At 68.9% G+C, this 26,656-nt stretch carries 23 protein-coding genes; 14 read left to right on the plus strand and 9 right to left on the minus strand.

Features of this window, described 5'->3' with window-relative positions; genetic code table 11:
* Positions 1 to 256: 256 nt before the first annotated feature.
* Together A5728_RS07230 and A5728_RS07235 are read right to left on the minus strand one after the other, a co-directional pair.
* The gene (locus tag A5728_RS07230) at positions 257 to 1,051 is read right to left on the minus strand and encodes a nuclear transport factor 2 family protein (protein WP_064846409.1); all 795 of its coding nucleotides are present in this window, start codon (positions 1,049 to 1,051) and stop codon (positions 257 to 259) included.
* Between the two features lie 31 nt (positions 1,052 to 1,082).
* On the minus strand, positions 1,083 to 2,501 hold the full coding sequence (locus A5728_RS07235) for a gamma-aminobutyraldehyde dehydrogenase (RefSeq protein ID WP_064846410.1): 1,419 nt from the start codon (positions 2,499 to 2,501) through the stop codon (positions 1,083 to 1,085).
* A 250-nt stretch (positions 2,502 to 2,751) separates the two neighbouring features.
* Here A5728_RS07235 and A5728_RS07240 point away from each other — a divergent pair, with 250 nt between their 5' ends.
* The gene (locus A5728_RS07240) at positions 2,752 to 3,135 is read left to right on the plus strand and encodes an RNA-binding S4 domain-containing protein (RefSeq protein WP_064846411.1); all 384 of its coding nucleotides are present in this window, start codon (positions 2,752 to 2,754) and stop codon (positions 3,133 to 3,135) included.
* Here the strand turns inward: A5728_RS07240 and mptB are convergent.
* Positions 3,132 to 4,694 (minus strand): polyprenol phosphomannose-dependent alpha 1,6 mannosyltransferase MptB, encoded by a 1,563-nt coding sequence (gene mptB, locus A5728_RS07245; RefSeq protein ID WP_064846412.1) that lies wholly within the window; start codon positions 4,692 to 4,694, stop codon positions 3,132 to 3,134. The two genes, A5728_RS07240 and mptB, sit on opposite strands and share 4 nt — an antisense overlap.
* A 294-nt stretch (positions 4,695 to 4,988) precedes the next feature.
* On the opposite strand from mptB, the gene A5728_RS07250 reads away from it, so the two are divergent.
* Positions 4,989 to 6,314: a glycosyltransferase family 87 protein gene (locus A5728_RS07250; protein ID WP_064846413.1), complete on the plus strand. Its 1,326-nt coding sequence runs from the start codon at positions 4,989 to 4,991 to the stop codon at positions 6,312 to 6,314.
* 178 nt (positions 6,315 to 6,492) lie between these two features.
* Positions 6,493 to 7,755, plus strand: coding sequence for a DUF2029 domain-containing protein (locus A5728_RS07255; RefSeq protein WP_064846564.1), 1,263 nt, complete (start codon positions 6,493 to 6,495; stop codon positions 7,753 to 7,755).
* A 39-nt stretch (positions 7,756 to 7,794) separates the two neighbouring features.
* Here the strand turns inward: A5728_RS07255 and A5728_RS07260 are convergent, their stop codons facing one another.
* A complete protein-coding gene (locus tag A5728_RS07260) occupies positions 7,795 to 9,033 on the minus strand; it encodes a tripartite tricarboxylate transporter TctB family protein (protein WP_064846414.1) in 1,239 nt (412 codons plus the stop codon).
* 147 nt (positions 9,034 to 9,180) lie between these two features.
* Here A5728_RS07260 and A5728_RS07265 point away from each other — a divergent pair, with 147 nt between their 5' ends.
* Together A5728_RS07265 and A5728_RS07270 are read left to right on the plus strand one after the other, a co-directional pair.
* Positions 9,181 to 10,464: an MFS transporter gene (locus tag A5728_RS07265; RefSeq protein ID WP_064846415.1), complete on the plus strand. Its 1,284-nt coding sequence runs from the start codon at positions 9,181 to 9,183 to the stop codon at positions 10,462 to 10,464.
* A 182-nt stretch (positions 10,465 to 10,646) separates the two neighbouring features.
* Positions 10,647 to 12,104, plus strand: coding sequence for a benzaldehyde dehydrogenase (locus A5728_RS07270; protein WP_064846416.1), 1,458 nt, complete (start codon positions 10,647 to 10,649; stop codon positions 12,102 to 12,104).
* 160 nt (positions 12,105 to 12,264) lie between these two features.
* Here A5728_RS07270 and A5728_RS07275 read toward each other — a convergent pair whose 3' ends face one another.
* Genes A5728_RS07275 through A5728_RS07285 form a run of 3 tightly spaced genes read right to left on the minus strand, consistent with a single transcriptional unit; the run spans position 12,265 to position 15,419 of the window.
* A complete protein-coding gene (locus A5728_RS07275) occupies positions 12,265 to 13,770 on the minus strand; it encodes a tripartite tricarboxylate transporter permease (RefSeq protein ID WP_064846417.1) in 1,506 nt (501 codons plus the stop codon).
* The gene (locus A5728_RS07280) at positions 13,771 to 14,421 is read right to left on the minus strand and encodes a tripartite tricarboxylate transporter TctB family protein (protein ID WP_231885555.1); all 651 of its coding nucleotides are present in this window, start codon (positions 14,419 to 14,421) and stop codon (positions 13,771 to 13,773) included.
* Positions 14,418 to 15,419 carry a tripartite tricarboxylate transporter substrate binding protein gene (locus A5728_RS07285; protein ID WP_064846418.1) on the minus strand — a complete coding sequence of 334 codons (1,002 nt, stop codon included), beginning with the start codon at positions 15,417 to 15,419 and terminating at the stop codon, positions 14,418 to 14,420. The genes A5728_RS07280 and A5728_RS07285 overlap by 4 nt, the downstream gene beginning before the upstream one ends.
* A 212-nt stretch (positions 15,420 to 15,631) precedes the next feature.
* Between A5728_RS07285 and A5728_RS07290 the strand changes: the two genes are divergently transcribed.
* The 5 genes from A5728_RS07290 to A5728_RS07310 all read left to right on the plus strand — a co-directional run bounded on the left by A5728_RS07290 (position 15,632) and on the right by A5728_RS07310 (position 20,713).
* Positions 15,632 to 15,988, plus strand: coding sequence for a universal stress protein (locus A5728_RS07290; RefSeq protein ID WP_035960942.1), 357 nt, complete (start codon positions 15,632 to 15,634; stop codon positions 15,986 to 15,988).
* A 155-nt stretch (positions 15,989 to 16,143) separates the two neighbouring features.
* Positions 16,144 to 17,535: an MATE family efflux transporter gene (locus A5728_RS07295; protein ID WP_064846419.1), complete on the plus strand. Its 1,392-nt coding sequence runs from the start codon at positions 16,144 to 16,146 to the stop codon at positions 17,533 to 17,535.
* Positions 17,536 to 17,645: 110 nt separating this feature from the next.
* Positions 17,646 to 18,641, plus strand: coding sequence for a universal stress protein (locus A5728_RS07300; protein ID WP_064846420.1), 996 nt, complete (start codon positions 17,646 to 17,648; stop codon positions 18,639 to 18,641).
* Positions 18,642 to 18,694: 53 nt separating this feature from the next.
* Positions 18,695 to 19,585, plus strand: coding sequence for a universal stress protein (locus tag A5728_RS07305; protein WP_064846421.1), 891 nt, complete (start codon positions 18,695 to 18,697; stop codon positions 19,583 to 19,585).
* A gap of 138 nt (positions 19,586 to 19,723) precedes the next feature.
* Positions 19,724 to 20,713: a YgcG family protein gene (locus A5728_RS07310; RefSeq protein ID WP_064846422.1), complete on the plus strand. Its 990-nt coding sequence runs from the start codon at positions 19,724 to 19,726 to the stop codon at positions 20,711 to 20,713.
* Positions 20,714 to 20,788: 75 nt separating this feature from the next.
* Here A5728_RS07310 and pdxT read toward each other — a convergent pair whose 3' ends face one another.
* Positions 20,789 to 21,445, minus strand: coding sequence for a pyridoxal 5'-phosphate synthase glutaminase subunit PdxT (gene pdxT, locus A5728_RS07315; protein WP_064846423.1), 657 nt, complete (start codon positions 21,443 to 21,445; stop codon positions 20,789 to 20,791).
* Entirely contained in the window at positions 21,442 to 22,371 is a 930-nt protein-coding gene (gene pdxS, locus A5728_RS07320; protein WP_064846424.1) for a pyridoxal 5'-phosphate synthase lyase subunit PdxS, read from the minus strand. The genes pdxT and pdxS overlap by 4 nt, the downstream gene beginning before the upstream one ends.
* 177 nt (positions 22,372 to 22,548) lie before the next feature.
* Between pdxS and A5728_RS07325 the strand changes: the two genes are divergently transcribed.
* The 4 genes from A5728_RS07325 (at position 22,549) to A5728_RS07340 (ending at position 26,617) form a co-directional block, all read left to right on the plus strand.
* The gene (locus A5728_RS07325) at positions 22,549 to 23,721 is read left to right on the plus strand and encodes an ATP-binding protein (RefSeq protein WP_064846425.1); all 1,173 of its coding nucleotides are present in this window, start codon (positions 22,549 to 22,551) and stop codon (positions 23,719 to 23,721) included.
* On the plus strand, positions 23,718 to 25,382 hold the full coding sequence (locus A5728_RS07330; protein WP_064846426.1) for a PLP-dependent aminotransferase family protein: 1,665 nt from the start codon (positions 23,718 to 23,720) through the stop codon (positions 25,380 to 25,382). The genes A5728_RS07325 and A5728_RS07330 overlap by 4 nt, the downstream gene beginning before the upstream one ends.
* A gap of 63 nt (positions 25,383 to 25,445) precedes the next feature.
* Entirely contained in the window at positions 25,446 to 26,087 is a 642-nt protein-coding gene (locus A5728_RS07335) for a hypothetical protein (RefSeq protein ID WP_231885556.1), read from the plus strand.
* An 80-nt stretch (positions 26,088 to 26,167) separates the two neighbouring features.
* On the plus strand, positions 26,168 to 26,617 hold the full coding sequence (locus A5728_RS07340; protein ID WP_064846427.1) for a hypothetical protein: 450 nt from the start codon (positions 26,168 to 26,170) through the stop codon (positions 26,615 to 26,617).
* The last annotated feature ends 39 nt before the right edge of the window (positions 26,618 to 26,656 follow it).

Below are 26,656 nucleotides of genomic sequence, written 5' to 3' on the forward strand. Positions count from 1 at the left end.
CCCCCCCCCCCCCCCCGCCCCACCCCCACCCCACCCGCCCCGGCCCCGGGCGGCGGCCCCGCGCCCCCCCCCCCGCCCCCCCCCCCGCGCCCTCCTCCCCCCCGCCGGGCGCCCCCCCCCCCGCCACACCCACACCACCTCACCCACCCCAACACACCCCACCCACCACAACCCACCCACCCCCGGGGCCGGGCCCCGGGCCCCCCCCCCCCCCTCCCCCGGGGGCCACTGCATTGTCAGGTCGTCTCGGTCAGGTTCAGTCCGCTACCGACGTGAACGCACCGTGCGGGTGCGCCAGTTCGTCATCCGACGGAACCGGTCCGATGGCGTCCCACAGTTCGACCCACGCGCCGTCCTCGATGCGCCACAGTTCGCAGAAGAAGTGGCGGTCACCGGCGATGGATCCTTCCGAGAACGTCAGGACGAAGTTCCCGTCAGCCACCGTGCGGTGCAATGTGTCGTAGGTCAGTGCAGAACCGTCCTCCTTGAGGTGTTTCAAGAAGTCGACCATGTTCTGCACACCGTCGGCGATGTCACCCGAGTGCTGCGTGAACCGCCCGTCCGAACGCGTGAAATCGCCCGCGGCGTCGTAGTCTTGGCCCTGTAAGAACGTAGCCCAGGCCCGCTTGACGAACTCCCTGTTGGCCTCGGTATCGGCGGATGTGTCCACCTCCGTGGGGCCGTCCAGCTGGGTGTGGCCCGACTCGTTGGGTGGTGTCTGATCCACCAGGCCGTCCCAGTGCTCCACGATCTTGCCGTCGGCCACGCGGTAGATGTCGAACCCCACGAACACGGTGTCCGGATCCAACCCGGGATAGGCACCGTGCAGCGCGACCAAACCGGCCTTTTCGTCCACGACTACGCGCGCGACGTCGTGCCTCAGACCCTCGCCCGCGTCGGTGACCAGCTCCCGCAGGCCTTCCTTACCGTTGGCCACGAGCGGCGAATGCTCCACGTAGTCCTCGGCGAAATTGCGGTCCAGGGTGCTCAGGTCGTGTTCGGTGAACAGCTCGCGGTCAGCGGTGAGCACGAGTTCTCGAATGTCGGTCATGATGCGCTCCTTCCCTCGTTCGTTCCCGCCGTCAGTCCAACGAGCTCATCACGTGCTTGACGCGGGTGTACTCCTCCACGGCGTACTTGGAGAGGTCCTTGCCGTAGCCGGAGTGCTTGAAGCCGCCGTGGGGCATCTCGGCGACCAACGGGATGTGGGTGTTGATCCATACGCAGCCGTAGTCCAGATCGCGGGACATCCGCAACGCGCGGCCGTGATTCTTGGTCCACACGGACGACGCCAATCCGTATTCCACCCCGTTCGCCATCTCCACGGCCTGCTCCTCCGTGGAGAAGGTCTGGACGGTGATGACGGGACCGAAGATCTCATTCTGAATGGCCTCGTCCTCCTGCTCGAGATCCGCCACGATGGTCGGCTCGAAGAAGAAGCCGGGCCCGTCCGCCTGCTTGCCACCAGTGGTCACGGTGGCGTGCTCCGGCAAACGATCGATGAACCCGGACACCTGTTCGAGCTGCTTGGCGTTGTTGAGCGGGCCGTAGAGGATGTCCTCCTTGTCCGGGGTGCCGAATGCCGTGTCCTTCGCGGCTTGGGTGATCTTCTCCAGGAACTCGTCACGGACCGATCCCTCCACGAGGATGCGGGTGGAGGCGGTGCAGTCCTGGCCGGCGTTGAAGAAACCGGCTTCTGCGAGCGTGGAGGCGGCGGAGTCCAGGTCCGCGTCCCCGAACACCACGCAGGGCGCCTTTCCGCCCAGTTCCAAGTGAGCGCGCGTGAGGTTCTTCGCTGCGGATGCGGCGACAGCCAGACCGGCTCGGATCGAGCCGGTGATGGAGACGAGTCCCGCCGTGCGGTGTGACACGACCGTTTCCCCGGTCTTGGCATCGCCCAGGACGATGTTGAAGGTGCCTTCAGGAAGGAACTCCGAGGCGATTTCAGCGAACAGCAGTGTCGACTCCGGAGTCGTGTCCGATGGTTTCAACACGATGGTGTTGCCTGCGGCCAGGGCTGGCCCCACTTTCCAGACGGCCATCATGAGGGGATAGTTCCACGGCGTCACCTGGCCCACCACGCCGATCGGTTCCCGGCGGATCACGGAGTTGAGACCCTCCATGTATTCGCCACTCGCGAGGCCCTCCATCAAGCGGGCTGCGCCGGCGAAGAAGCGGATCTGGTCCGCGGAGACATCGACTTCCTCGGACTGGATCAGGTACTTGGGTTGGCCCGTGTTGCGAGATTGCGCGTCCACGAGTTCGGACCCCCGTGCTTCGAGGGCGTCGGCGATGCGCAGCATGGCGAGTTGTCGCGCACCGGGGGTCATGCGCCCCCATGTCTTCGATGCTTTAGCGGCTGCCTCGTACGCGGCATTCACATCTTGCTCGTTCGAGTTGGGAGACTGTTCCGTCACCTCACCGGTAGCCGGGTTGACCAGGTCGAAGGATTCCTCGGATGCGGATTCCACATAGGTGTTGTTGATGAAGTTCTTGAGCATGAGTGCTCAACCCCCGTTCTCAACTGCCTCTGCGTCTTTCGCAGAGGCTTCGGGGCTCACGTCCTTGTGAAGCCCCACTCCCACCGTACCGACCGAGGTATGAGATTGCTCACAAAGAGCCGGGGGTTCCCGTGTGCGCGACGAAACCAGCACAGGGACGGTTTGGTGATGGTTCAGGACCCGGGTGATCCCTTGACCCCACTGGGGGCAGGCGGGGGCGACATCGTTGTCCCCGAGTACCGTGGACCCCATGAACGCCCCAGCCAACGAACCCGGTAGCGCCCGCCTGGACGTGTGGTTGTGGTCGGTGCGGTTGTTCAAGACCCGCTCCGCCGCCACGACCGCGTGCCGCGCGGGACACGTGCGGCTCAACGGCGCCCCCGTGAAGGCCGCCCAGCCGGTGCGGGTGGGGGATCGGGTGAGTGTGCGCCGCCCGGGGTGGCAGCAGGAGTTCCAGGTCACCAAGCTCATCGTCAAGCGTGTGGGCGCCCCTGTGGCGGCCCAGTGCTACATCGACCACTCCCCGCCGCAGCCCGCGGAACTCAGCGTGCCGGTGGCCCGCCGGGACCGTGGGGCGGGGCGGCCCACCAAGAAGGACCGCCGCGAGCTCGAAAGGCTCAGGGGCCTGCGTTAGTCCTTGTGCGCCGTCGTACCCGCGGCCACCTGAGGGGGGCCGGGATCCACCCAGCCCCGGAACCCACCGTGGGTCAGCAGGGTGCGGGTGCGGGGATCGATCAGCGCCAGGTAGAGCGTGAAGGCCACCGTGATCACGAACGCCACCTGGGACACGCTCACGCTGAGGTCGATGAACGGCCACACGGACAGCTGGTCCTGGGCACCGAAGACCACGAAGAACGTGATCACGATGTACAGGATGCGGATTTGCCAGTTGTCCTTGATGCCGGTCGCGGCCAGCAGGGGGATGAGCCACAGGATGTACCAGGGCTGGATGATGGGGGACAGCAGCACCACGGCGGAGAACGCGAGGGCCATCCGCCGCACGATCCTGCGGTCCCCGCCCACGAACATCAGCACGAGGACCAGGGCGATGGCCGCGTACTGCAGCACCTGACGGAACACCGATGCGAGGGCGTCCCCCGGTTGGCCGAAGAAGTTTCCCACGCGCTCCACCTGTTGTCCCAGGAACCCGGACGGCGAGTACCCCGTGTACCCCGGGGTGGGGTCCAACAGGGCCCAGGCCCAGCCCAGACCGAGGTTATCCGCGTAACCGCTCACCGCGAGGATCCCGAAACTGAGGAGCGCGGTGGCCGCCCAGATGACGAACCGCCGCGGCCACGAGGCACCCTTGCCCGCCCAGAGCAGACCGATGAACGGCAGCAGCAGGATGGTGATGGGTTTGATCCCGATGGACCCCGTGACCAGAAGTATGCCCAGCAGGGGATATTTTGTGGCCGCGGCGTATACGCCGGCCACGGCGAGGCCCACCATGAGTGCGTCGTTGTGGGCGCTGGCCACGAAGCTGATGAGGAACAGCGGGTTGGCCACGGCGATCCAGAGAGCCCGGGCACCGTTGATCCCGTGCAGGCGCGCGAGCTTGGGCACGTAGATCATGCACAGCACCACTCCCACGTACGCCACCGCCCGGAACAGCATCACGGAGGCGTCCGGCTGGGCGTTGGTCAACCGGACGACCCCGGCGGCGATCCACAGGAAGTAGGGGCCGTACGGGGTGCGGGCCTCCGCCCATTCCGGATCCGCGCCCAGCATGAACCAGTTGTCGAGCGAGGAGATCCCCTCCACGTACGGGTCCTTGCCGGCCAGCATCAACCGGCCCTGACCGATGTACGCGTACACGTCCCGCGAGTAGATGGGAACGGCGAGGAATAGGGGCAGGGACCATGCGATCACGGCGATCATCACGGTGCGCAACGACCCGTGCGGCCATCCCCGCAGGCGTTGACCGAGGCGCAACCACGATCGGATGAGCAGCATGGCGCCCACGGTGAGCAGCACGGTGCACCCGTACACGCCCCACACGTTCACGCGCAGTTCGATGACCAGGGGGTGCCGGACCATGGGGGAGCCGTTGGCGATCCACCCGGTCCCCACGGACCCCACGAGCATCATGAGCGAACCAATGACGCCCTGGATGATCGCCATGTGGGCGCGCGAATCATTCTTGGCGGTGGAGCCGGTGTGCGCGGGAGAGGGGCGAGAACCGGTCGCGGTCATGGATTCCAGCCCCCTCAGCCAACCAGTGGTGGGCGAGCCGAGGTGTCCAGCGGCTCCGACCCCTGACTTTACAGGACGGTTTGCACTCGAACAGTGCGCGTTCTGGGGGTTCCTTGGGGGCGGGGTGAGCGCATCATGGCGCCGTATGCGGTCCCCGGAGTGGTTCCCCATAGAATCGGAACCGGTATGTCCGAGGCGCCGGGACCCTCGGGCGCCGCACGCCCCCGAACAGGACCAGTGCACACCCCCGGACCAGAACAGAATCCCGCGCGCATTCGGACAAGGACCTCATCCGTGCCCACAGAGAGATATTTCACGGCCGTTACCCGGGCACGGGACGCCGTGCTCCCCCGCGCCGCGCAGGATCGTCTGATGACACCGGGCGCGCTGCTCGTGGGGTTCCTGCTGGTGCACGTGGGCTTCCTGATTTTTGCCCTGATCGTCTCGCTGCAGGGCAATGCCTTCAGCGACACCAACATCTACCGCGCGTGGGCGGAAGCGGGTTTCGACGACCGCAACATCGCGTACGGTCCCAGCCCCTGGGTGTACCCCGTGCTCGCGCAGATCCCCATGGGACTCGCGGGCATCGCGGGACCGGGCCCGTACTTCTTCCTGTGGGTGCTCATCATCGCGGTGCTCAACGCCGTGGCCATGGGCAAACTGACCGACTGGGGTCGTAACCGTGCCGCACTGCCCGCTGGCTGGTGGTGGCTCGTGTTCATCCTGCTCATGGGCTGGCTGGGCTTTGCGCGCGTGGACGGTCTCACGGCACCGCTCGTGCTGCTGGGCCTGGTCTATGGGGTGTCCCGCCCGTTCGTGGCCTCCGCGATCCTCAGCCTGGCCACGTGGATCAAGGTCTGGCCGGCCGCCGTCGTGATCGCTCTGTTGACCGCCGCACGACGTCGCGGCGCCATGTTGCTCGCCGGGATCCTGGTCACGCTGTTCGCCGTGGCGGCCGCGTTCGTGTCCGGATCACCGCGCCAGATCGCGGACTTCATGACCCAGCAGGGCGACCGCGGCATGCAGCTCGAGGCCACGTTCAGCACCCCGTGGCTGTGGCTCTCGGTGCTGGGTGTGGGTGATTCCCGCATGTACATGAACACGGACATCAACTCGATGCAGGTCAGCGGCCCCGGCTCGGACGTGATGTCCCGGCTCATGCAGCCGCTGTTCGTGGTGGCCGCCGTGGTGGTCGTGGTGCTGATCGCCCGCGGGCTGCGTCGCGGCGTGCACGCCGGTGCCCTGGACCGCACGGCCCTGTTCCTCGCGGGTTCGCTGACCATGGTCACGGCCTTCATCGTGTTCAACAAGGTGGGCTCGCCCCAGTTCATGGTGTGGCTGGGCCCCGTGATCGCGGTGGGCCTGGTGCACAACTGGAAGGTGTGGCGCACCCCGGCGTTCCTCGCGGTGCTGATCGCGATCGCCACGTTCTTCGTCTACCCGCTCTTCTACACCGCGCTGAGCCACAACAACCCCGTCATGGCCGGCGTGCTGACCCTGCGCAACCTGCTGCTCGTGGTCCTGCTGTGGTGGTCCGCGCGCGGGCTGTACCGGCTGGGGTCCGCCGGGCCCGCCGGTTCCGCCGTGAAGGGAGGCCCGGTTGCCGGCCCGCACGCCTGATGACGATGCGGCTCCCGCCCCCGGGGACGCCCACCGCACCTCGGTGCCGCGCACGGGTGCCCCCGCGGCACCCACTGGCGGAGCCACGGCGCACCTCGAGGCTGCCTCTGCCGACGACGCCGCTCACTCGGCGACGGGCGCGCGGCCCGGGCCGCAGCGCCGTCGTCCGCAGGAGTGGCTGAACCGCCCCGCCGCCGTGTGGGTGGGCTTCGCGGTGGTGCACGTGTACTTCCTGTGCTGGATGGCCACGTTCTTCCTGCACGGGTGGGCGTTCAGTGACACCGAGCAGTACCGCGAATGGGCGATGGCCGGGTACAACGCGCCCGACCAGGGTTCCGTCAGCCCGTGGGTCTACCCCGTGCTCGCGCAGGTGCCCATCATGTTCCCGAGGATCGCGGGCTACGACCTCTACCTTCTGGCGTGGACGCTCATGATCACCGCGTTGAACGCCGTGGCCATGTGGTTCCTCCTCCACCGCGCCCCGCGCAGCGGTGTGCTGGCCGGGTGGTGGTGGGTCGTCTTCACCGTGTTCCTGGGGTACCTCAGCTTCGCGCGTGTGGAGGGTGTGGCGGCGCCGATCGTGTTCATCGGCCTGCTCTACGCCGTGCGCCATCCGGTGGTGGGATCGACGCTGCTGAGCATCGCCACGTGGATCAAGGTGTGGCCGGCCGCGGTGCTGCTGGCCATGGTCATCGCGCTCAAACAGCGCGTGCGCATCATCACGGCGGGCGTGGTGGTCACGCTGTTCGTGATGCTGGGCGTGCTGGTGCTCGGCGGGATCGAGCGGATCGCGGACTTCCTGCTCAACCAAGGCTCCCGCGGGATGCAGCTCGAGGCCACGTTCTCCACGCCGTGGGTGTGGGCCGCTGTCCTGGGGCTCGCCGACTCCCGGATCGCGGACAACACCGCGATCAACTCCACCGAGGTCTACGGTCCCGGTGTGGAGGTCATGGCCTCCCTCATGCAGCCGCTGCTGCTCATGGCCGTTCTCGTTGCCGCGGTGCTGCTCATCCGGGCACTGCGGCGCGGTGCGGACAGGGCGCGCCTGGTCCACGCCGGATCCTTGCTGCTGACCATCGTGCTGATCGTGTTCAACAAGGTGGGCTCCCCGCAGTTCATGATCTGGCTGGCCCCGGTGGTCATGGTGGGTCTGCTGCACGACCGCGTCCGGTGGCGCATCCCGGCCTTACTGACCCTGGGCATCGCGGCGACCACGTTCGTGATCTACCCGCTGTTCTACACGCCGCTGATCCACGCGAACCCGGTCATGGCCGGGGTGCTGACCCTGCGTAACGTGCTGCTCGTGATCCTCCTGGGTTGGACCGTGCGGCGGATCTGGCAGCTGGGTGCGCCCGCGGCGGCCGGGGCCCGGCCCGGTGCCACTGTGTTGAATGCGGAGGAGCCAAGCGCCGAAGATAAGAAGTCATTCCCGCGACGATAGCCACACGCCGGAGAAGCTCCCCGTGGCGGTCGTTGAGCGTTAGGAGTCGTCCCCGCGCCTCGTGAGCCGGTTCTTGGCGTACCCCCACAGCGAGGGCGCCTCCTCGGGCTGCCGGGCCTCCGCATTGCGCAACCGGTCCTCCCGCTTGTCGCGGTGGCGTTGCATGTGGTCCTCGTAGCGCTTCTGGTTGAGCCGCTGCTGTTCCTGCTCCGCGGCCTCCCCCTGCGGATCCGTCTCATAGACGTCCCGCGGGTCGGTGCGCTGCGAATCACGTACCACCCGGGGGGCGGTGGCGTGCGTGCCCGCCCGTTCGGCCTCGACCACGCGCGGGAGCCTCCGCCGGATCGCCTCGCGCTCCGCCCGCTCCGCCAACCGTCGCTGCGACGCACTCATCCGGCGGGGCTCGGTATACCGGTCGCGGATCTTCTCGATCACGGGCAGCTCGTCGGTGGTCTCGTAGGGCTCCTCCGGGTCGTCGACCTCGTACGACGACGGCGCCGCTCGCTCCCGTACGTGCGGCGCCGCGGCGTCGTCGTCCGTGACGTAGGAGACCCGGGTGACGGGGTGGTGTGCGGTGTCCTGGTCCCGCAGCGGGGTGACACGCGGGACGGAACCGGTGTCGACTTCCCGCGGCGCCTGCCACGGCGTGTCCGCGAAGACGCGGTGGCTGCGCCAACCCCGGAAGAGTTTCCAGCCGAGGTAGAGCACGCCCAGCAGCAGGACGGCGGCGGGTTCGGCGTATCCCGTGGAGTAGTAGATCGAGGCCGCGATGAGTGCCACGATCCCCGTCCCCAGGGGCGCGAGGGCCGCTGGCGACTGAACGGGCAGTAAACCCAGGAGATCACGGGTGTAGCGGTTGTCGTGACGACGACCGTGCACCGTGTGGGCCCGGATCTTCACGCCCGGGGGAGTGTGCTCCGAGAGTCGGTGCGTGGTGACCGGGGGATCCTCCGGGTCCTCGGGCTCGAGCACCACGGTGCGGGCGCGCCCGGCGGCCAACGCCGCCCTATTGGTCGCCAGAAAGCCGGCGACCAGTAGATACACGCCCATGGTCAGAAGCACGTAGGGCAGCATTACCGCCACGACCAGGGCGATCACACGCCAGACCCAGGCCACGTCCCCGGCCGGGAAGTTCTCGAAACGGAAGGGTCCGTGGGTTACCCACAGGAGAAGCGCCCCGAGGATCACGGCTCCCACCCCGTTGCGCACGGCGTGCACGCGCAACCGCGGCCAACCGCGGGCCGACCGCGCGGCCCGGCGCTGTTCGCGTGTGCGCATGAGGACTCCTGTGATCCCGGGGAAAATGGTGCTCCCAGGGTATGTGGTGCGGGGGACACGCACGAGGACTCAGGGGTGGGACGCACGGGCCGTACTTGCATCGTGACGGGTGAGGTGCGCACCCCCACCTGCCCCTAGGATCGACCCGTGGCCCGTTTCCTGCTCGACATCGCCCCCGTGCGGGACATCCCCGCCTTCCGGCGACTGTGGATCGGGTCCACGCTGTCGATGCTCGGAAGCCAGTTCACCGTGATCGCGATCAGCCTGGAAGTGTTCGAGCTGACCGGATCCACGTTCGCCGTGGGGATGGTGGGCTTCTTCGCGCTCGTGCCCCTGATCATCGCAGGTCTCTACGGGGGCAGCATCGGGGACGCCACCGACCGGCGTTCGGCGGGCCTGTGGACCACGTTCGGCCTGTTCATCATGACCGTGGCGTTGGCCGCGCACGCGTGGCTGGACATTGCGAGCGTCGCGGTGCTCTACGGCATCGTGGCCCTGCACTCCTTCGCGCAGGGACTGAACCAGCCCGTGCGCGGTGCGATCGTCCCGCGCCTCGTCCCCATGCGACAACTGCCCGCCGCCAACGCCCTGTTCCAACTGACCATGGGCTCGTGCCTCATGGTGGGCCCGCTGCTGGGCGCGCTCACGGTGGCCGGACTGGGTTTCCGGTGGGCCTACACGGTGGACGCCCTGAGCTTCGCCGTGAGCCTGTGGGCCATGTACAAACTGCCACCCCTGCCGCCCATCCCCGGGGAGGACGGCGCCACGAGCAAGGCCGGTTTCCGTTCCGTCGTGGAGGGGTTCCGGTTCCTGGCCACCCGCCCCAACCTGCGCATGACGTTCCTGCTGGACCTGGCCGCCATGATCTTCGCGATGCCCCGCGCGCTGTTCCCCGTGCTGGGGGCGTCCGTGCTGGGCGGGGACCAGTTCACGGTGGGGCTGCTCACCGCGGCGCTCGCGGCTGGATCCGTCCTCGCGGGAGTCTTCTCGGGAACATTCATTCGCATCAATCACCACGGTCGTGGGTGCGCCGCCGCCGTGGCCGCGTGGGCCGTGTGCATCATGGCGTTCGGTGCGGTGATCCTGGTGTCCTCCGGCGGCTGGGGCCGGGACACCGCGTGGCCCCTCGTCATGTCCTGCCTGGTGCTCGTGGCCGCGGGGGTCATGGACTCGGTGTCCATGCTGTTCCGCACCACCATCCTGCAGGCGGCCACCCCCGACTCGCTGCGCGGCAGGCTCCAGGGCATCTTCATCGTGGTGGTTGCGGGCGGCCCTCGCCTGGGCGACGCCGTGATGGGCGCCGGCGGCCAGTGGCTCGGACCCGGGTTCGCCGCCCTGGTGGGTGCCGTGATCTGCTTCCTGCTCGTGCTGCTGCTCATGCGGATGTTCCCCGAGTTCATGCGCTACGACGCCCGCGACCCGCAACCCTGACCGCCTGCGCCTTCCTCGAGGGGCTCGTCTTCGGGGACGACGACGCCGCTCGCGCACCCTCGGGTCGCCCGCTCACTCCCATGCCGTTCGCGGGCCGCGGATATCACCCGGCCCGTGGTCTGGATGGGGCCGGCTCCCGCACAATGGAGATCCATCACGTGGCACACCAGGAGGTAAGGGGCATGGCGATTCTCGAGGACGGCCGATGGGACGGGAAGATCTTCGACGGGGAGTGGACGGAGGGTTCCGGTGAGCCCATCACGGTGCTGAACCCGGCCTCGGAAGCGGTCCTGGGTCATGTGGGTGCGGCCACGCCGGAGGACGTGTACCGGGCGGCGTCCGTGGCGTCGTCGGCCCAGCAGTCCTGGGCAGCGCTCAAGCCCACCGAGCGCGCGGCCGTGCTGCGCCGGGCGGGGCAGTTGTTCGAGGAGCACGCTGCCGAGGTCGTGGACTGGGTCGTGCGCGAGACCGGCGCCATCCAGCCCAAGGCCGGGATGGAGGCCCACGTGGCCGCGGAGGAATGCTTCGAGGCGTCCGCGCTGCCCACGCACGCGAAGGGCCAGGTGCTGGCTTCGGACGACCCGCACTGGTCGCTCGCGCGGCGTCTGCCCGCCGGGGTGGTGTCGGTGATCTCCCCGTTCAACTTCCCCCTGATCCTCTCGATCCGTTCCGTGGCACCCGCGCTCGCGCTCGGTAATGCGGTGCTGCTCAAGCCGGACCCGCGCACGCCCGTGACCGGCGGAGTGCTGATCGCACGCATCTTCGAGGAGGCCGGGCTTCCCGAGGGTGTGCTGCACGTGCTGCCCGGCGGCGGGGACGCCGGTGCGGCCGCCGTGGACGCACCCGAGGTCCGGATCGTGTCCTTCACGGGTTCCACTGAGGCGGGGCGGCACGTGGGCGCGGCCGGTGCCCAGCATCTCAAGCGCACGCACCTGGAGCTCGGTGGCAACAACGCGATGATCGTGCTGCCCTCCGCGGACCTGGACCTGGCCGCGAGCGTGGGTGCTATGGGGACCTTCTTCCACCAGGGTCAGGTGTGCATGACCACGGGTCGGCACATCGTGCACCGGGACGTCTACGAGGAATACGTCCAGCGACTCGCGGACAAGGCGGACGCCCTCGTGGTGGGCGACCCCTCCGAGGGACAGGTCCACCTGGGCCCGATCATCGACGAGAAGCAGCTGAAGTCCGTGGACTCCAAGGTCCAGGAATCGGTGATCGCCGGCGCCACCATCCGGGCGGGTGCCACCCACGACGGGTTGTTCTATCGCCCCACGGTGCTGACTGATCTCACCCCTGAGATGCCGGCGTGGAACCAGGAGATCTTCGGCCCGGTGGCACCCGTGATCGCGGTGTCCTCCGTGGACGAGGCCGTGGCGCTGGCCAACGCCTCCGAGTACGCGCTGTCCCTGTCGATCCTGGGCGAGGTGGGGGAGGCCATGAAGGTCGCGGACCGCGTCACGGCCGGGAAGATCCACATCAACGAGATGACCGTGATGGACGAGGCCACCGCCCCCATGGGTGGGATGAAGGCCTCCGGCACGGGCGTGCACTTCGGTGGGGCGGACGCCAACGTCGAGGCGTTCACCGAGCTGCAATGGGTCACCCTCAGCCCGGACATCCCGCAGCACCCGTTCTGATCGGGCAATCCCGCCCGGCCCCGAGGACCGCGACGGCGTGTGATTTTGCTGAGCTAAAGCAGCGAACCACCCTCTGAGAGGGGGTTTGCGTGCTTTGGCTCAGCAAAATCAGTGCACCCGCACGTGGGAGAGGGTGGGGTTTACCCGGAGACGAATCGGCTCAGACGTCCCTGCGGGTGCGGCTCGTGACTTTGCTGCGCAGTGTCAGGAGCAGGATGATCACCAGGACCCCGTAGAGCACGAGCACGATCGGACCGCTCACCAGGACCGAGGCGTCACCGTCCGCGCTGATCAGGGCGTCCCGCAGGCTCGTCTCCGCGAGCGGACCCAGGACCATCCCGATGATCAGCGGCGCGAGCGGGTAATCATGCATACGCATCAAGAAGCCGACGAGTCCCACGCCCAGGAGCATGAGCAGGTCGAAGGTGGAGCCGGACGTCGCGTAGATGCCCAGGCCGCAGAACACCGTGATGCCCGCGTACAGGTACGGGCGCGGGATGAGCAGTAGCTTGGCCCACACCATCGCGAACGGCAGGTTGATGATCAGCAGCACGATCATCGCGATGAAGAAGCTGGCCAACAGCGCCCACACGAGATCAGGGGCGCGCTCGAACAGCAGCGGTCCCGGTTGCAGCCCGTACTGCCGGAACGCGGCGAGCATGATGGCGGCGGTCGCGGAGATGGGCAGGCCCAGCGCGAGCAGCGCACCCATGGCCATACCGGTGGTGGCGTTGCCCGCGGCCTCGGGTGCGGCAAGACCTCGAATGGCGCCCTTGCCGAATTGCGGGTCGCGACGACGCCGATCCAGCTTGCGTTCCGCGCCGAATGCCAGGAACGTGGGGATCTCCGCGCCGCCGGCCGGGACCACGCCGAACGGCAAGCCGATGGCCGTGCCGCGCAACCATGCCGGGGTGGCCTCCCGCAGTTCCTTGCGGCTCAACCAGGGCCGCCCCTGGGCCTTCAGCATCCTTCCCTGGCTCTGGAACCGGGCGGTCGTGGCGAAATAGATCACCTCACCCAGCGCGAGCACCGCGACCGTGACGGTCACCAGGGAGATCCCGTCGAAGAGGTAGGGGGAGTTCATGGTGAACCGCGGGATGCCGGTCACGGAGTCGATACCCACCACGGCGATCCCCAGTCCCAGGGCGAGGGACAACAGACCCTTGACCGCGGAGTCCGTCACCACGGAGGACGTGGCCACGAACGCGAACAGGGCCAGGGCGAAGAACTCCGCCGGACCGAACTGGGTGGAGAACTCGGCCAGGAAGGGTGCGAAGAACACGACCACCACGGACGCCACGAAACCACCGATGAACGCCCCGATGGCCGCCGTGGCGAGCGCTTGTGGGGCTCTGCCGGTGAGCGCCATCTTGTGGCCCTCGAACGTGGACGCGATGGCCGAGGCCTGCCCCGGGGTGTTCATGAGGATGCCCATGGTGGAATCCCCGAACAGCCCGCCGAAATATACGCCGGAGAACATGATGAACGCCGCGGTGGGATCCAGGGCGAACGTCACGGGCAGCAGCAGCGCCACGGCCATGGAGGACCCCAGGCCGGGCATGACACCCACGGCGGTGCCCAGGAAGCATCCGAGCACCACCCAGAAGAGGTTCTGCAGGGTGAGCGCCCCGGCGAAACCGTCCAGCAACAGCGAGAGGGTCTCCATCTAGAACCCACCCCCCAGGAGGCCGGAGGGCAGGGACAGTCCCAGGGCCATGTCGAAGGCGATGTACGCGAGGGAACTCACGGTCAGCCCCACGACCAGTGAGAACAGCGGGCGGGTGGAGCCGAAGCCGCGGGCCACGCACCAGAACAGTACGGCGGCGCCGATGATCCACCCCAGGAACTCGAGCAGTAGTGCAAACACCAGGAAACCGCCCACCACCCAGGCGAAGGACCGCCACGAGAATTGGGGCGTGGCGGGCTCGTAGGCACCTACGAACTCGTAGCCGGCATCGTCCGCCGAGGGTGCGGCGTCGTCATCGGCGGGGGAGGTGTGTGCGGTGCTGCCCGTCGACGTCGTCGGGTGGCCTCCAGGGGAACGGTCCGCGGACCGGCGGCGCAGGATCAAGAGCACCTCCACGATCACCAGGGCGTAGATCACGGCCGTCACCACGGCCGGGAAGAACCGGGGCCCGGGGAAGTCCACCGACTCCGGGACGGACATGCTGAGCATGCTCACCAGCAGGTACGTCGCGAAAGCCGCGAGCACCAAGGGCATGGTCAGCTCGGACAGCAGCGACCGGTGCGCGGAGGGCGGCGCCTCCTGCGGGGGTGGTGCGGACGCCGGGGTCGACCCGGTCACCTGTGATGTCACAGTCCCAACTCCTTGTAGAGGCCCTGGATGCGGGTCTTCTCGTCCGCGAGGAAACGGGTGAGCTCCTCGCCCGTGATCACGTTCTCGTTCCAGTTGAAGCGTTCGATGGCCTCCCGCCACTGCGGTGTGGCGATCGTTTCCCGCACAATGGTCTCGAGCTCGGTCTTCTCCTCCGGCGTGATCCCACCCGGTGCCACGAGCAAGCGCCAGTTGGCCAGGGTGACGTCGAAGCCCTGCTCCACGGTCGTGGGGATCTCCACCCCGGGCACGGGTCCGCGGGCCACGATGCCCAGGGCCCGCAACCGCCCGGACTCGATCTGGTCGATGGAATCCGGGTACCCGCTGGCCGCGGCGGCCGCCGTGCCGTTGAGCAGGGCCTGGGTGGATTCACCGCCGCCGTCCGAGGACACGTAGATCATGTCCTTGGGTGCCAACCCGGCACTGATCGCCATCTCGGTCACGACCAGCTGGTCGAAGGAACCGCCTCCGGTCCACGGGACCTTGCCGGGGGTCTTGGCCCACGCCGTCATGAGTTCTTTCAAGGACGTGTACGGGGAATCGCCGGGGACCACGATCACGTCGTACTCCTCCACCACCACGGCCAGGGGATTCACCTCCGCGTAGGTGGTGGCGGAGTCGTACTGGATGGTGGCCGCCAACTGACCCGTGCCACCCACCATGAGGTTGTTGGCCTTGCCGGAGAGGATCTCCAGGTTCCCGAGCGCGATGGTCCCGCCGGCACCCGGGATGTTCACCACCTGGGTGTTGTTCACGATGCCGTTGGCCCGTTGGGCCTGCTGCATCTCCCGGGCCACGGTGTCCCACCCGCCGCCTGCGGCCGCCGGGGCGATAATGGTCAGCGACGAACGGAGGTCGTTGCCGCCGGAGGCCGATGCGATGGACCCCGCCGTCGCGGTTCCGATGGCCCCCAGGGCCACGAGTCCCCCGAGACCGTAGGTCAGGAACGTGCGGCGGTCGGGGGAGTGGGTGGAGCTCATGGATTCTCCCGGGATTCGCGGTAAGGGGGATTCCCGCCGCCCACGGGGCCGCGAGAAGTGTGACTTAGGATACACATACCCCCATGTGGGAGGCGGTACCGACGCGGACCCGGGATTCACCGAGCCGGCACCGGTTCACCGCCCGGGGGCGATCTCGCCCCGCCCCGGAACCCGCCTGCCCCCAGATGGATCGCGCACAGAGAAGAGGACCCATGGCCATCATCCTTGCCGCCGCCGAGACTCCGGCCGGTCACGCCGCCCGCGACTTCGCCGTGCAGGAAGCCCGGCGTCGCGACACGGACCTCGTGGTGTTCCCCGTGGACGGGAACGAGCCGGATCTGTCCGCGATCCCGTACGAGCGCGTGAGCGTGGAGCATGCCGCCGCCCGCAGCCGCAATGCCGTGGGGGATCTGGTGGACGCCACCAACCGCGCGGAGATCGACGCCGTGGTGGTGGGGGTCCGACGGCGGTCCCCCGCGGGCAAGATCTTCCTGGGTTCTTCCGCGCAGCAGATCATCCTGGAATCCGCCGTCCCCGTGATCGCGGTGAAACCCGCCCCGGGACGCTGACCCTGCCCGCCTCGGCGGGTGACTGATCCCCTTACCCTGGTGCGGTGCCTTCCTTCCGCTCACGCCCGAACTCCCGCGCGCCCCAAGACGCCCGCCCCTCGGAGCCCGATCCCGGAGGTCTCCACCGCGGGGGCCCCGCAGCTTCCGAGGAGCCCGTGACGCCCGAGGGCCCGGCAACGCCGTCGGATCCTGGGACCCCGTCCAAGACCGCGGGCGGGAAGAGCCTGAACCGCCAGATCCTCGCGCTCGCCGTCCCGGCGTTCGGAGCGCTGATCGCGGAGCCGCTGTTCCTGCTCGCGGACTCGGCGATCATCGGCCACCTGGGCACGGCGCAGCTCGCGGGGGTAGGGATCGCCGCGACGGTGGTGCAGACGGTCGTGGGGCTCATGGTCTTCCTGGCCTACAGCACCACCCCCGCGGTGGCCCGGCACGTGGGTGGTGGCAGACTCGCCGATGCCTTGCGCGTGGGTCGGGACGGACTGTGGACCGCCGCGGGTCTCGGGGTGCTGCTCGCCGCGGTGGGTGCCGTGGCCGTTCGTCCCCTGCTGCGCGCCCTGGGTGCGGAGGGCGAAGTGCTGGGGCACGCGACGTCGTATGCGCTGTGGTCCCTGCCCGGACTCGTGGCCATGCTGATCGTGTTGGCCGCCGTGGGTGTGCTGCGAGGTCTGCAGGACACGACCACCCCGCTCGTGATCGCGGGCGTGGGCGCCGTCGTGAACGCGGGGCTGAACGTGGCGCTCGTGTACGGCGCGCAGCTGGGCGTCGCCGGCGCGGCGATCGGCACGAGCATCACGCAGTGGGCCATGGCCGTGACGTACCTGATCATGCTCACTCGACAGTTCCGACGGCGCGGCGTGAGCCTCGCGACGTCCTGGGCCGGGGTGCGCACGCACCTCACGGTGGGGACATGGCTCATGCTGCGCACCCTGTCCCTGCGCGCCGCGATCCTGGTGACCGTGGTGGTGGCCACGGCGCAGGGGGCCGAGAACCTCGCGGCCTACCAACTGACCATGACGATCTTCAACTTCCTGGCCTTCGCACTGGACGCCTTGGCCATCGCCGCCCAGGCGCTGCTGGGCAAGGAACTCGGCGCCCGGGACCTGCAACGGCGCTCGGAACGCGAACATGTCCGGAGGCTCATGCATCGACTGATCCGGTGGGGTCTGGGCTTCGGCGTGGTCACGGGCGTGATCGTGGGTCTGCTCGGGCCGCACCTGGGCTTCCTCTTCACCTCGTCGCGGGACGTCCAGGTGATCTTCGGGGTCGCGTTGATCGTCGTGGCCGTGGGTCAGCCCCTCGCGGCATTCGTGTTCGTGCTCGACGGCGTTCTGATCGGCGCCGGCGACGCTCGCTATCTCGCCCTGGCCGGGGTCATCAACCTGGTCGTGTACGCGCCCCTGTTGTGGCTCGTTCTCGAACGGGGTGGGAGCGGCACCGCGGGCGCGGCGTGGCTCTGGGTTGCGTACGCGGGCGGGTACATGGGCGCCCGTGCCGTGACCCTGGGTCTGCGCATCCGCGGGGACCGGTGGATGTTCGCGATGGCGTGAGCGGCCCGCGGAGCCAGCCCGGCGCCAGGAGGCTCCGTGCGGCGTCGTCACAGGCCTGAAATCGCGTGGTGGACCGCGCCGTTGCAGGGTGCGGAGACTATCCTGGAGGTATGAACAACGACGTTCTGAACACCTCGTCCAACGCTCCCGTCCTGGTGGGTATTGATGGTTCCGAGATCGCGCTGCGCGCCCTCGACCGTGCCCTCACGGAGGCGGCCACCCGCAAAGTCCCGGTGCGCCTGTTGTGCGCGTTCCCCGTCGCGGTCGTGGGGGATCCAGGCCTGGAACAGCGCTTCCACGACGCCGTGAAGGCGGAGAGCGAATCCCATCTCGAGGCCGCCGGGGAGTACGCCCGCTCCCACGCCCCGGACGTCGAGATCCGCAAGGTCCTGGGCGAGGGCGACGCCGCTCGGGCCGTCCTGCACGCCGCCAAGGACGCGTGCCTGGTGGTCATGGGCAAGCGCGGCAAGGGCGATGCCCTGCGGGGTCGGCTGGGCTCGGTCTCCGCGGCCGTGGCGGCCCACAGCCCCGTGCCCGTGATCGTGGTCCCGCCCGGAACCCACGAGGACGACTCGGACGCGGAAATCGCCCGCGAGGAGGGCCGGGACGGCAAGGACGTGCGCGTCTCCGACGACGAGGCCCAGGGTGGAACCCGCACCCCTGCCTCCGAGATGGACTTCTCCGGCTCCGTGGTCGTGGGCGTGGACGGCGCGGGGGAGAAGAACCCCGCGGTAGCGCACGCGATCCAGTACGCCCTGTCCCATGACGCGACCCTGAGCCTCGTCTCCGTGAACGGCGCCCTGTCCGGGACCCCGGAGTGGTTCCAGGACCAGTACAACCAGACCTACTACTTCCAGGAATCGCTTGAACGGCTCTCAGAACTGGCGCGCACCATTGCTGAGCGGGAACCCCGGTTGCGGGTCACTCAGCACGCGTTCCTGGGCCGCCCCGGCCGGGTGCTCGTGCAGGCCACCCGGACCGCGGACCTTGTGGTCGTGGGCTCCCGCGGGATCGGTGGGTTCACGGGTCTGTTGCTCGGATCCGTGTCCCAGGCCGTGCTGAGCTCCGCTGCCGGGCCCGTGATGGTGGTCCCCAGCGGGCGCTGAGTCCCGATCCGCACTCCCCCTCGAAACACAGTTAAGAAACTAGGTGCAGACAGATGACACAGAACATCGTGGTGGCGTACGACGGTTCCGATCACAGTGAGCGGGCCCTGGACTGGGCGATCCTCGAGGCCCAGAAGCGGCAGGAGCCGTTGAAGATCGTGCTCTCCACGGGCCGCCAGACCGGCCTGGACCAGTCCATCTATGGAGCCTTCGCGGATGCGCTGCACCAGGAATCGGAGCGGCTGGCCACGCGCGCCGTGGAGAAGGCCAAGGCGGGCGGCGTCACCGGGCAGGGCATCATCGAGCGCGGCGACGCCGCCGGCGTGATCGTCTACGAGGCCCAGGACGCCTCCGTGGTGGTCCTCGGCAAGCGCGGGCACCACGGGGTGCGCGGGCGCGTGGGTTCGGTCTCCGCCGCGGTGGCCGCCCACTCCGCCGCGCCCGTGGTGATCCTCCCGGAGGAGTGGCGCCCTGACGAACGTGAGACCCGGCCCGAGGGTGAGAGCTTCGAGGGTCGCGTGGTCGTGGGCGTGGACAAGCTCGGCGCCAAGAACAAGGCGGTCCCGCAGGCCGCCCGGTACGCCGCGGATCACGGGCTGCGGCTCGCGATCGTGAGCGTGGTCCCCACCACGAGCTACCTGCCCATGAACTCCGCCGAGCTGGATCGCGCCGTGCAGGAACAGCTCATGGCCCCGGCCAAGGAGCTCACCGATTCCGTGGCCGAGGAACTGCGCAAGGACTTCCCGGACCTGGATATCGAGACCCGCGTGCTGGAGGGCCGCCCCGCGGACGCACTCGTGGACGCCTCCCGCACCGCCGAGCTGCTCGTCATGGGCACCCGCGGGTACGGCGGGTTCCGCGGTCTGCTCATGGGTTCGGTGTCCCAGGCCGCCCTCGCGGACGCCGAGTGCCCCGTGATGGTGGTCCCCACCGCGCGCCGCTGAGTCGGGCGCTCTCGAAACCCACTGGGTCTCGAGAGCAACGCGCCGTCGGGACCGCCGGGCCGCGCGGCGTCGTCGTACCCGCACCCTGGCCTGCGAGAACCTGTGCCGACCAGCATGTGACGAAACCCGGGAGGATCCGTGGACACCGAGACGCTCAGGATGGCGCCCCTGCGGCGCATCATCACGACCGGCGCGCTGGGGGCGGTGCTCGTCGCGGGAGTCGCCGAGCCCGCCCACGCCCTGGACGTGCCACCCCGCCCCACCGAGGGTGCGGTGCAGGACCAGGCGGACCTGCTGACCCCGGACCAGGAAGCACAGCTGAACCGATTGATCGGGGAGAAGAACTCCGAGAACGAGTACATCCGCGCGGCCGTGCTCACGGTGGACGACACCCAGGGAGAGAGCATCGAGGACTACTCCCGCACGGTGGCCACGGACTGGGGCGTGGGAGACGACGGCCGCAACAATGGGGTGCTCGTGGTCGCGGACATGGGCGAACGTGAGCTGCGCATCGAGGTCGCGGACGGGGCCCGCGAGGTGCTCTCGGACGGGGACGCCCGGAACATCATGCAGGACGAGCTGGAACCGGGGTTCAAGAAAGAGGATTACGCGGGAGCGTTCACGAACACCATCACCGAGGTCTACGACGAGGCGAATCCGCAAGCGGCCGCGGATCGTGAAGCCAAGAGCAACACCTTGCTCCGCGTGATTCTGGGCCTCGTGGGAGCGGGTGTCCTGGTGGGGCTTTTTCTGGCATGGCGCCATCACCGGCAGAACAAACGGATCCGGGAGCAGGCGGAGGGCGAGATCGAGCAGTTCCAGCGGGAGCACCCGGACGAGGAGATCACGGACGGGATGCGCCAGGCGTACTACAAGTACCGCCTCCAGAACCGCAAGGCCCCCGGGCTCAACGACAAACCCAATCGGGCCAAGGACGCGGACGGCATCGAGCACGAGATCCGGTACGCGCCCACGTTCCGCTCGTGGTTGCCGCTCTACGTGATGTACCCGGCGGTGTACAACGGTTCGGCGGCATCCTCGGCGGGGTCGTCGTTCGGGAGCTCGTCCCCGTCGTCCTTCGGCGGGGGCGGCGGGTTCACCGGCGGGGGTTCATCAGGGAGTTTCTGACCAGGGACGTTCCGGGAACGTGTTTTCGACACTCCGAGCGGCCGCCGCGGGACGAACGCGGGGCCGTGGCCCGCGCTATGCGTTCGCGCCCGTCCGGACCATGCTCAGCAGTTCCTCGTGCACGGTGGTCTCTCCCATGAGCTCGGGGTGGAAACTGATGCCCAGGACATTGGCCTGGCGAACGGCCACCACCGTGTCGCGGTAGCGGGCCAGCACCTGCACACCGTCCCCCACCTCGGTCACCGAGGGTGCTCGGATGAAGGCCGCGCGGACGACGCCGCTCGGGGCCATCGCGGTGTCGTCGTCCGTCTCCGCGTGGCCAGCGGTGCCGGCCCACGGGAGCGAAACTTCCGCGGAGTCGACCTGGGAGCCGAACGCATTGCGGTCCACCGTGACGTCCAGAACACCCAGGCTCTGCTGCCCCGGCGCGGGATCCGCAATCCGCGTGGACAGCATGATGAGTCCCGCGCACGTGCCCAGAGTGGGCAGGCCGGCGCGGATGACCCGCTGGAGGGGCTCGAACAGACCGAACGTGCGGCACAGCCGGTCCATCGTGGAGGACTCACCCCCGGGCAGGACGAGCGCGTCCACGGCGGGAGCGCCGTCGTCGCCCAGCAGGTCCGAGACGGAACGGACGCGAACCGCCCGGGCACCCAGCGATTGGAGCATCGCCAGGTGCTCGGCCACCCCGCCCTGCAGCGCCAGGACACCGACGGTGGGGGCGGAGCTCACCAGCCGCGCTCCGCGAGGCGGTGGGGTGCGGGCAGGTCCGCCACGTTGATGCCGACCATGGCCTCGCCCAGGCCGCGGGAGACCTCCGCGATGCGGGCGGGATCGTCGTAGTAGGCGGTCGCGGCCACGATGGCGCGGGCGCGCTCGGCGGGGTTGCCGGACTTGAAGATGCCCGAGCCCACGAACACGCCGTCCGCACCGAGCTGCATCATCATGGCGGCGTCCGCGGGGGTCGCGATCCCCCCGGCGGTGAACAGCACCACGGGGAGCTTGCCCGTGCGGGCGACCTCCGCCACCAGCTCGTACGGCGCAGACAGTTCCTTGGCCTTGACGTAGAGGGCGTCCGGGGTGGAGGTGTAGAGGCCCTGCAGCTCGGCGATCTGGGCGCGAATGGTGCGGATGTGCTTGGTGGCCTCGGAGACGTCCCCCGTGCCGGCCTCGCCCTTGGAGCGGATCATGGCCGCGCCCTCGGTGATCCGGCGCAGCGCCTCACCCAGGTTGGTCGCACCGCACACGAACGGGACGTTGAAGCGGTGCTTGTCGATGTGGTTGACGTAATCGGCGGGGGAGAGCACCTCGGACTCGTCGACGTAGTCCACCTTGAGGTGCTCGAGCACCTGGGCCTCCACGAAGTGCCCGATCCGCGCCTTGGCCATCACGGGGATGGACACCGAGTCGATGATCTGCTCGATCAGATCGGGATCACTCATGCGCGCCACGCCACCCTGGGAGCGGATGTCCGCGGGAACGCGCTCGAGCGCCATCACGGCCACGGCTCCGGAGTCCTCGGCGATCCGGGCCTGCTCAGCGGTGACCACGTCCATGATCACACCGCCCTTGAGCATGTCGGCCAGGCCGCGCTTGACGAGGCGCGATCCGGTCACGGGGGTGGGGTTCTGGGCGGAGGTCTGCAAGGTTTCGGTCATGGCCTCCATCCTGGCAGCGTGGATGGTCCATTGACAGAGCCAAAATCGACGAAATGAAGTGGTCCACTTACGCAACGACCGGCACTTAATCCGCGGCCTCTGGCAGCCGTCGATCGAGACGCTATCGAAATCTAAGTAAGTATAAAAATATTTATATAATACTTTACACTTCGGTACATGGACCTCGCAGCCAACCCCTACAGCCCCGGATCCGGGCTGCGTCCCAAGGTGCTCAGTGGCCGGGAGGCAGAGATTTCCGCCTTCGACCTCATGATCGCGCGCGCCAAGCTCCACCGCCCCAACAGGGGCATGGTGCTCACGGGTCTACGCGGAGTCGGAAAGACCGTCCTGCTCAACGTCCTGCGTGCGCACGCGGACAATCACGGCTGGCTCACCGTCCAGCTGGAGGGGCGGCCGGAGGCTCGGGGCAGGCAGGACGTGAGAGACAGGTTCGCCCGGGAACTCCTGGTGGCGGCTCGGCGTCATCTCGGCCGTCACCCCGGTCAGTTCTTCGCTGATGCGCTCACGACCATCCAGTCCTTCAGTGTCTCCGTGGGGACGAGCGGTGTCTCGGCCAGTGTCGATCTTCATCCCGTACGCGCGCAGTCCGGGCGGATCGACATCGATGTGGAAGAGCTGGTCGAGGATCTCAGCGAACCACTGAAGGCACAGCACAGCGCATTCGGCCTGTTCATCGACGAGATGCAGGACCTAGACCCGGACATGATGAGCGCAATCGTCACGGTCCAGCACATCGCGGGCCAGCGTGACTGGCCGTTCTACGTGATCTGCGCCGGTCTGCCGAACCTTCCCACGATCCTGAGCGCCACACGCAGTTATGCGGAAAGACTCTTCGACTACCGGGTCATCGGACCGCTGGACCCGGAGCAAGCGCGATACGCGGTGGCACGCCCGGCCAAGGACGTGGGCGCCGAATTCGACACGGAGGCGCTGAACGCCATCGTCGCGGCGTCGGGTGGTTATCCGTACTTCATCCAGGAGTTCGGGAACGCAGTGTGGGAAGTCGCGCCGACCACGCCGTTCACGCTCGAGGACTCGAGAGTGGCCATCGAGAAGGGGTGGGCGCAACTGGACTCCGGATTCTTCCCGGCCCGCTGGGGCAGGGCGACGCCCAAGGAGCGCGAGTACATGAGCGTCATGGCGGTGGACGGTGCGGGCCCCTCCCGCACGGGTGAACTCGCAGCCCGGCTCGGTACCAAGGCCAGCAGTCTGGGCCCTACCAGAGCGCAACTGATCCAGAAGGGGATGATCTATGCTCCCGATCACGGTCAGGTGGCGTTCACCGTTCCCGGCATGGCCGACTTCATCGCGCGGCAGTCCCGGGAATGAGGCACGCCAGGGACACCGACCTCCCCCTGACCGTCGATCGCACCGCGAGCACGGGTCTGGGGGATCAGCTCGTGCGGCAGATCCGCGAGCTCGTGGCGCGCGGGGTGCTGCGCCCGGGCGACCCCCTGCCTTCGTCCCGGGCCCTGGCCGCCCGGTTGGGAATCTCGCGCGGAACGGTCACGTCCGCGTGGGACGTCCTCGCGGGTGAGGGCTACCTCGTGGCCGATCGCGGTGCCACGCGGATCACCCCGCATCTGGAAATGCGGCGCGATACAGGGCCCGTTGCCCGTGCTGCCGCTGCGACCGCCGATGCTCCTCGAGCCCGCTCGTCCGGCCCGGTGCCCGGGGGCGACGCCGCGGCGTCGCCCCGCGCCGGACAGCATTCCACCCCCACGTCGCCTCGTGCTGGCACACCGGCCGCGGGCATTCCCGCCCCGACGACGTCGCCCGCGCCCCCTTCGCAGCGCACGGCCCGTCGGTCCGCGGTGCGTCCCGAGATGATCGACCTGCGCCCTGGGAAGAGCACCATCACGTCCCTGGACACCCCCGCGTGGCGCGGGGCGTGGCGGGACGCGGCGAGCGGCGTCGCCACGGGGCGCACCCTTCGCACCGATCTGCGGGACCACCTCGCGGACTACCTGCGGCTCAATCGCGGGATCGTGCGTTCTCCCGAGGACATCCTCGTCACTGCGGGCGTGCGGGACGGGTTGCAGCTCGCGTTGCGGGTGCTGGGGCTCGCACACGGCAGGAGGCTGCGCGTGGCCGTGGAGAATCCCGGGTACCCCGCGCTTCGTCGTGTGGTGCGCGCGCTCGGGCACATCGCCCTGCCGGTGGGGGTGGACGAGCACGGTCTCGTGCCCGAGCATCTGCCCAGCGGTTGGTGGGGCGGGGCGGGGCGGTGGGATGTCGCCCCCGCGCCGGACGCCATCGTGCTCACGCCCGGACACCAGTACCCGCTGGGCGGGACCATGCCCGTGACGCGCCGGATGGAACTGCTCGCATGGGCCCGTGAGCACGGCGCGCTCGTACTCGAGGACGACTACGACTCCGAACTGCGCCACAGCGCCCAACCCCTGCCCGCCCTCGGGGCATTGGACACCGCCCGGGACACCGTGGTGACCCTGGGCAGTTTCGCCAAGGTGCTCGGCAGTTCCGTGGGCGTGGGGCACCTCGTGGCCCCGGATTCCCTGCTCCCGGACCTCGCACGCACGCGTGCGGAGCTGGGTTCGCCCGTCTCGCTCATCGCCCAGGAAGCGCTCGCGCGGTTCGTGGATTCGGGGGAGTTCCAGCGCCACACGGCCAGGATGCGCCGCTCCTTCCGACGACGCCGCTCGCTGCTCTCCGACGTCCTCGGCGGCCTCCCGCACGTGAGTGTTCTGCCCATGGCCGGCGGTGCCCACGCGGTCCTCGCCGTTCCGGACGAGGACGCCACGATCGAGCGCGCACGACGCCGCGGGGTCCTCGTGGGTGCCCTGGGCGAGTACTGGACGGGGCAGGGCCGCGAGGGTGGTGAACGTGGTGGGGCAGGGGCGTCGTCGTCACTGGCGGAAGCGGACCGGGGACCCGACGAACGGGGCGGGGTGGTGCTGGGCCTGACCGCGCCGGACCGGGACGTGGAACGCGGTGCCCGGGTGCTGCGGGAGGTACTGGGCGAGCCCTGAACCCGTCCAGGGAAGCTCGTTAGACTGGGCGGGACATCCCCGGCAGATTCAGGAGTTCTCGGCGTGCCCCAACAGATTTCCGCACCGCACGGCGGGCAGGACCGCGGCAGGTCCCGCGGGGCCGACGTGCGCCACGACCTGTGGGGACCCACCCTGCTGCGCGCCGTGGTGGCGCTGATCTTCGCGGCGGTGACCGTCTTCTGGCAGGAACCGTCCCTCGGGGCGGGCCGGTGGGTCATGGCGTTCTTCCTGGTGGGAACGGGCGTCTCCGCGATCTTCCTGCAGCTGCGGCTGAACCGCCGCGAGGACGTGGACCTGGGCCCGAGCCGGAACATCCCGCAGTCCTACGGTGTGCTGTACGTCCTGGGCGGGGTGCTCACCGCGGTGGTCGCGAGCAGTGACTGGCTCTTCGTCCTGTTCTCCGCCGTGATCCTGGGTCTGTGCGGGATCACCGAACTGGTGTTGGGCATGCGTTTCCGTGGCCAGTTCCCGCTGGGTCGTGACTGGACGCTGTGCGGCGCGGTGACCGTGTTCGCGGCCACGGGTATGGTGCTCGTGGAGACCCTCGGAACCAAGGCAGAACTTGGTGTGGTGGGCGGTGCGGCCATCATCGTCGGCGTCACCCAGCTCATCGCCGCACTGAGCCTGCGCCACGATGCGCGCGCAGCGGACAAGGCCCTGACGGACCCAGGCCGTACGGCCTGAACGCGTACACTGACACGTTGAACTCGCGGGCGGATCCCCTACCCCCGCCCCACACCCCGACCACCGCCAGGAGGAATCACGTGGCCCAGCGCACTGAGCACAATGGCCGGCGCAGAACCGATATCAAGGGGCCCCTGATCATCTCGGCCGTTCTGGCGGTCGTGGCCTTCGTGGTGGTGTCCGTGGTAGCAGCGGGCGGCACGGACAACGCCGCCCGGATGGGCCTGGGCCTGATCGCGGCGGGCATCGCGTTCATCGCCTCCGTGGTGGTATGCGCGACCCTCATGCTGCTCGAGAAGCCCAACGCGGAAGAGCTCGGTCAGGGCACCGGCGTGAACCGGTCCTCCGCCAAGCTGTACGCGGAGAACAAGGCCCGCCGGCAGGCCGAACAGGCGCGCGGGGAAGGCTCGGGGACGACGTCGTCCGGTACCGGCGGTGCCGCGGGGGCGGCAACCACCGACGAACCCCAGTTCGGCCAGCGCGTGCGCCCGGACACCAAGGGCGAGGAGCCGGGCTCGAGCGCTCGCTGACCGCAGCATGTAGGGCTCCCATACAGAGCGAGGCCCCGG

The sequence above is a fragment of the Kocuria sp. ICS0012 genome, assembly GCF_001665945.1.
In the GTDB taxonomy this organism is placed as follows: domain Bacteria; phylum Actinomycetota; class Actinomycetes; order Actinomycetales; family Micrococcaceae; genus Kocuria; species Kocuria marina.

Excerpts from the sequence above, each read along its gene's own strand:
- A5728_RS07240 (WP_064846411.1), top strand. The coding sequence starts at position 2,752 with ATGAACGCCCCAGCCAACGAACCCGGTAGCGCCCGCCTGGACGTGTGG.
- A5728_RS07230 (WP_064846409.1), bottom strand. The coding sequence starts at position 1,051 with ATGACCGACATTCGAGAACTCGTGCTCACCGCTGACCGCGAGCTGTTC.
- A5728_RS07290 (WP_035960942.1), top strand. The coding sequence starts at position 15,632 with ATGGCCATCATCCTTGCCGCCGCCGAGACTCCGGCCGGTCACGCCGCC.
- A5728_RS07325 (WP_064846425.1), top strand. The coding sequence starts at position 22,549 with ATGGACCTCGCAGCCAACCCCTACAGCCCCGGATCCGGGCTGCGTCCC.
- A5728_RS07285 (WP_064846418.1), bottom strand. The coding sequence starts at position 15,419 with ATGAGCTCCACCCACTCCCCCGACCGCCGCACGTTCCTGACCTACGGT.
- A5728_RS07300 (WP_064846420.1), top strand. The coding sequence starts at position 17,646 with ATGAACAACGACGTTCTGAACACCTCGTCCAACGCTCCCGTCCTGGTG.
- mptB (WP_064846412.1), bottom strand. The coding sequence starts at position 4,694 with ATGACCGCGACCGGTTCTCGCCCCTCTCCCGCGCACACCGGCTCCACC.
- A5728_RS07270 (WP_064846416.1), top strand. The coding sequence starts at position 10,647 with ATGGCGATTCTCGAGGACGGCCGATGGGACGGGAAGATCTTCGACGGG.
- pdxS (WP_064846424.1), bottom strand. The coding sequence starts at position 22,371 with ATGACCGAAACCTTGCAGACCTCCGCCCAGAACCCCACCCCCGTGACC.
- A5728_RS07275 (WP_064846417.1), bottom strand. The coding sequence starts at position 13,770 with ATGGAGACCCTCTCGCTGTTGCTGGACGGTTTCGCCGGGGCGCTCACC.
- A5728_RS07305 (WP_064846421.1), top strand. The coding sequence starts at position 18,695 with ATGACACAGAACATCGTGGTGGCGTACGACGGTTCCGATCACAGTGAG.
- A5728_RS07330 (WP_064846426.1), top strand. The coding sequence starts at position 23,718 with ATGAGGCACGCCAGGGACACCGACCTCCCCCTGACCGTCGATCGCACC.
- A5728_RS07260 (WP_064846414.1), bottom strand. The coding sequence starts at position 9,033 with ATGCGCACACGCGAACAGCGCCGGGCCGCGCGGTCGGCCCGCGGTTGG.
- A5728_RS07235 (WP_064846410.1), bottom strand. The coding sequence starts at position 2,501 with ATGCTCAAGAACTTCATCAACAACACCTATGTGGAATCCGCATCCGAG.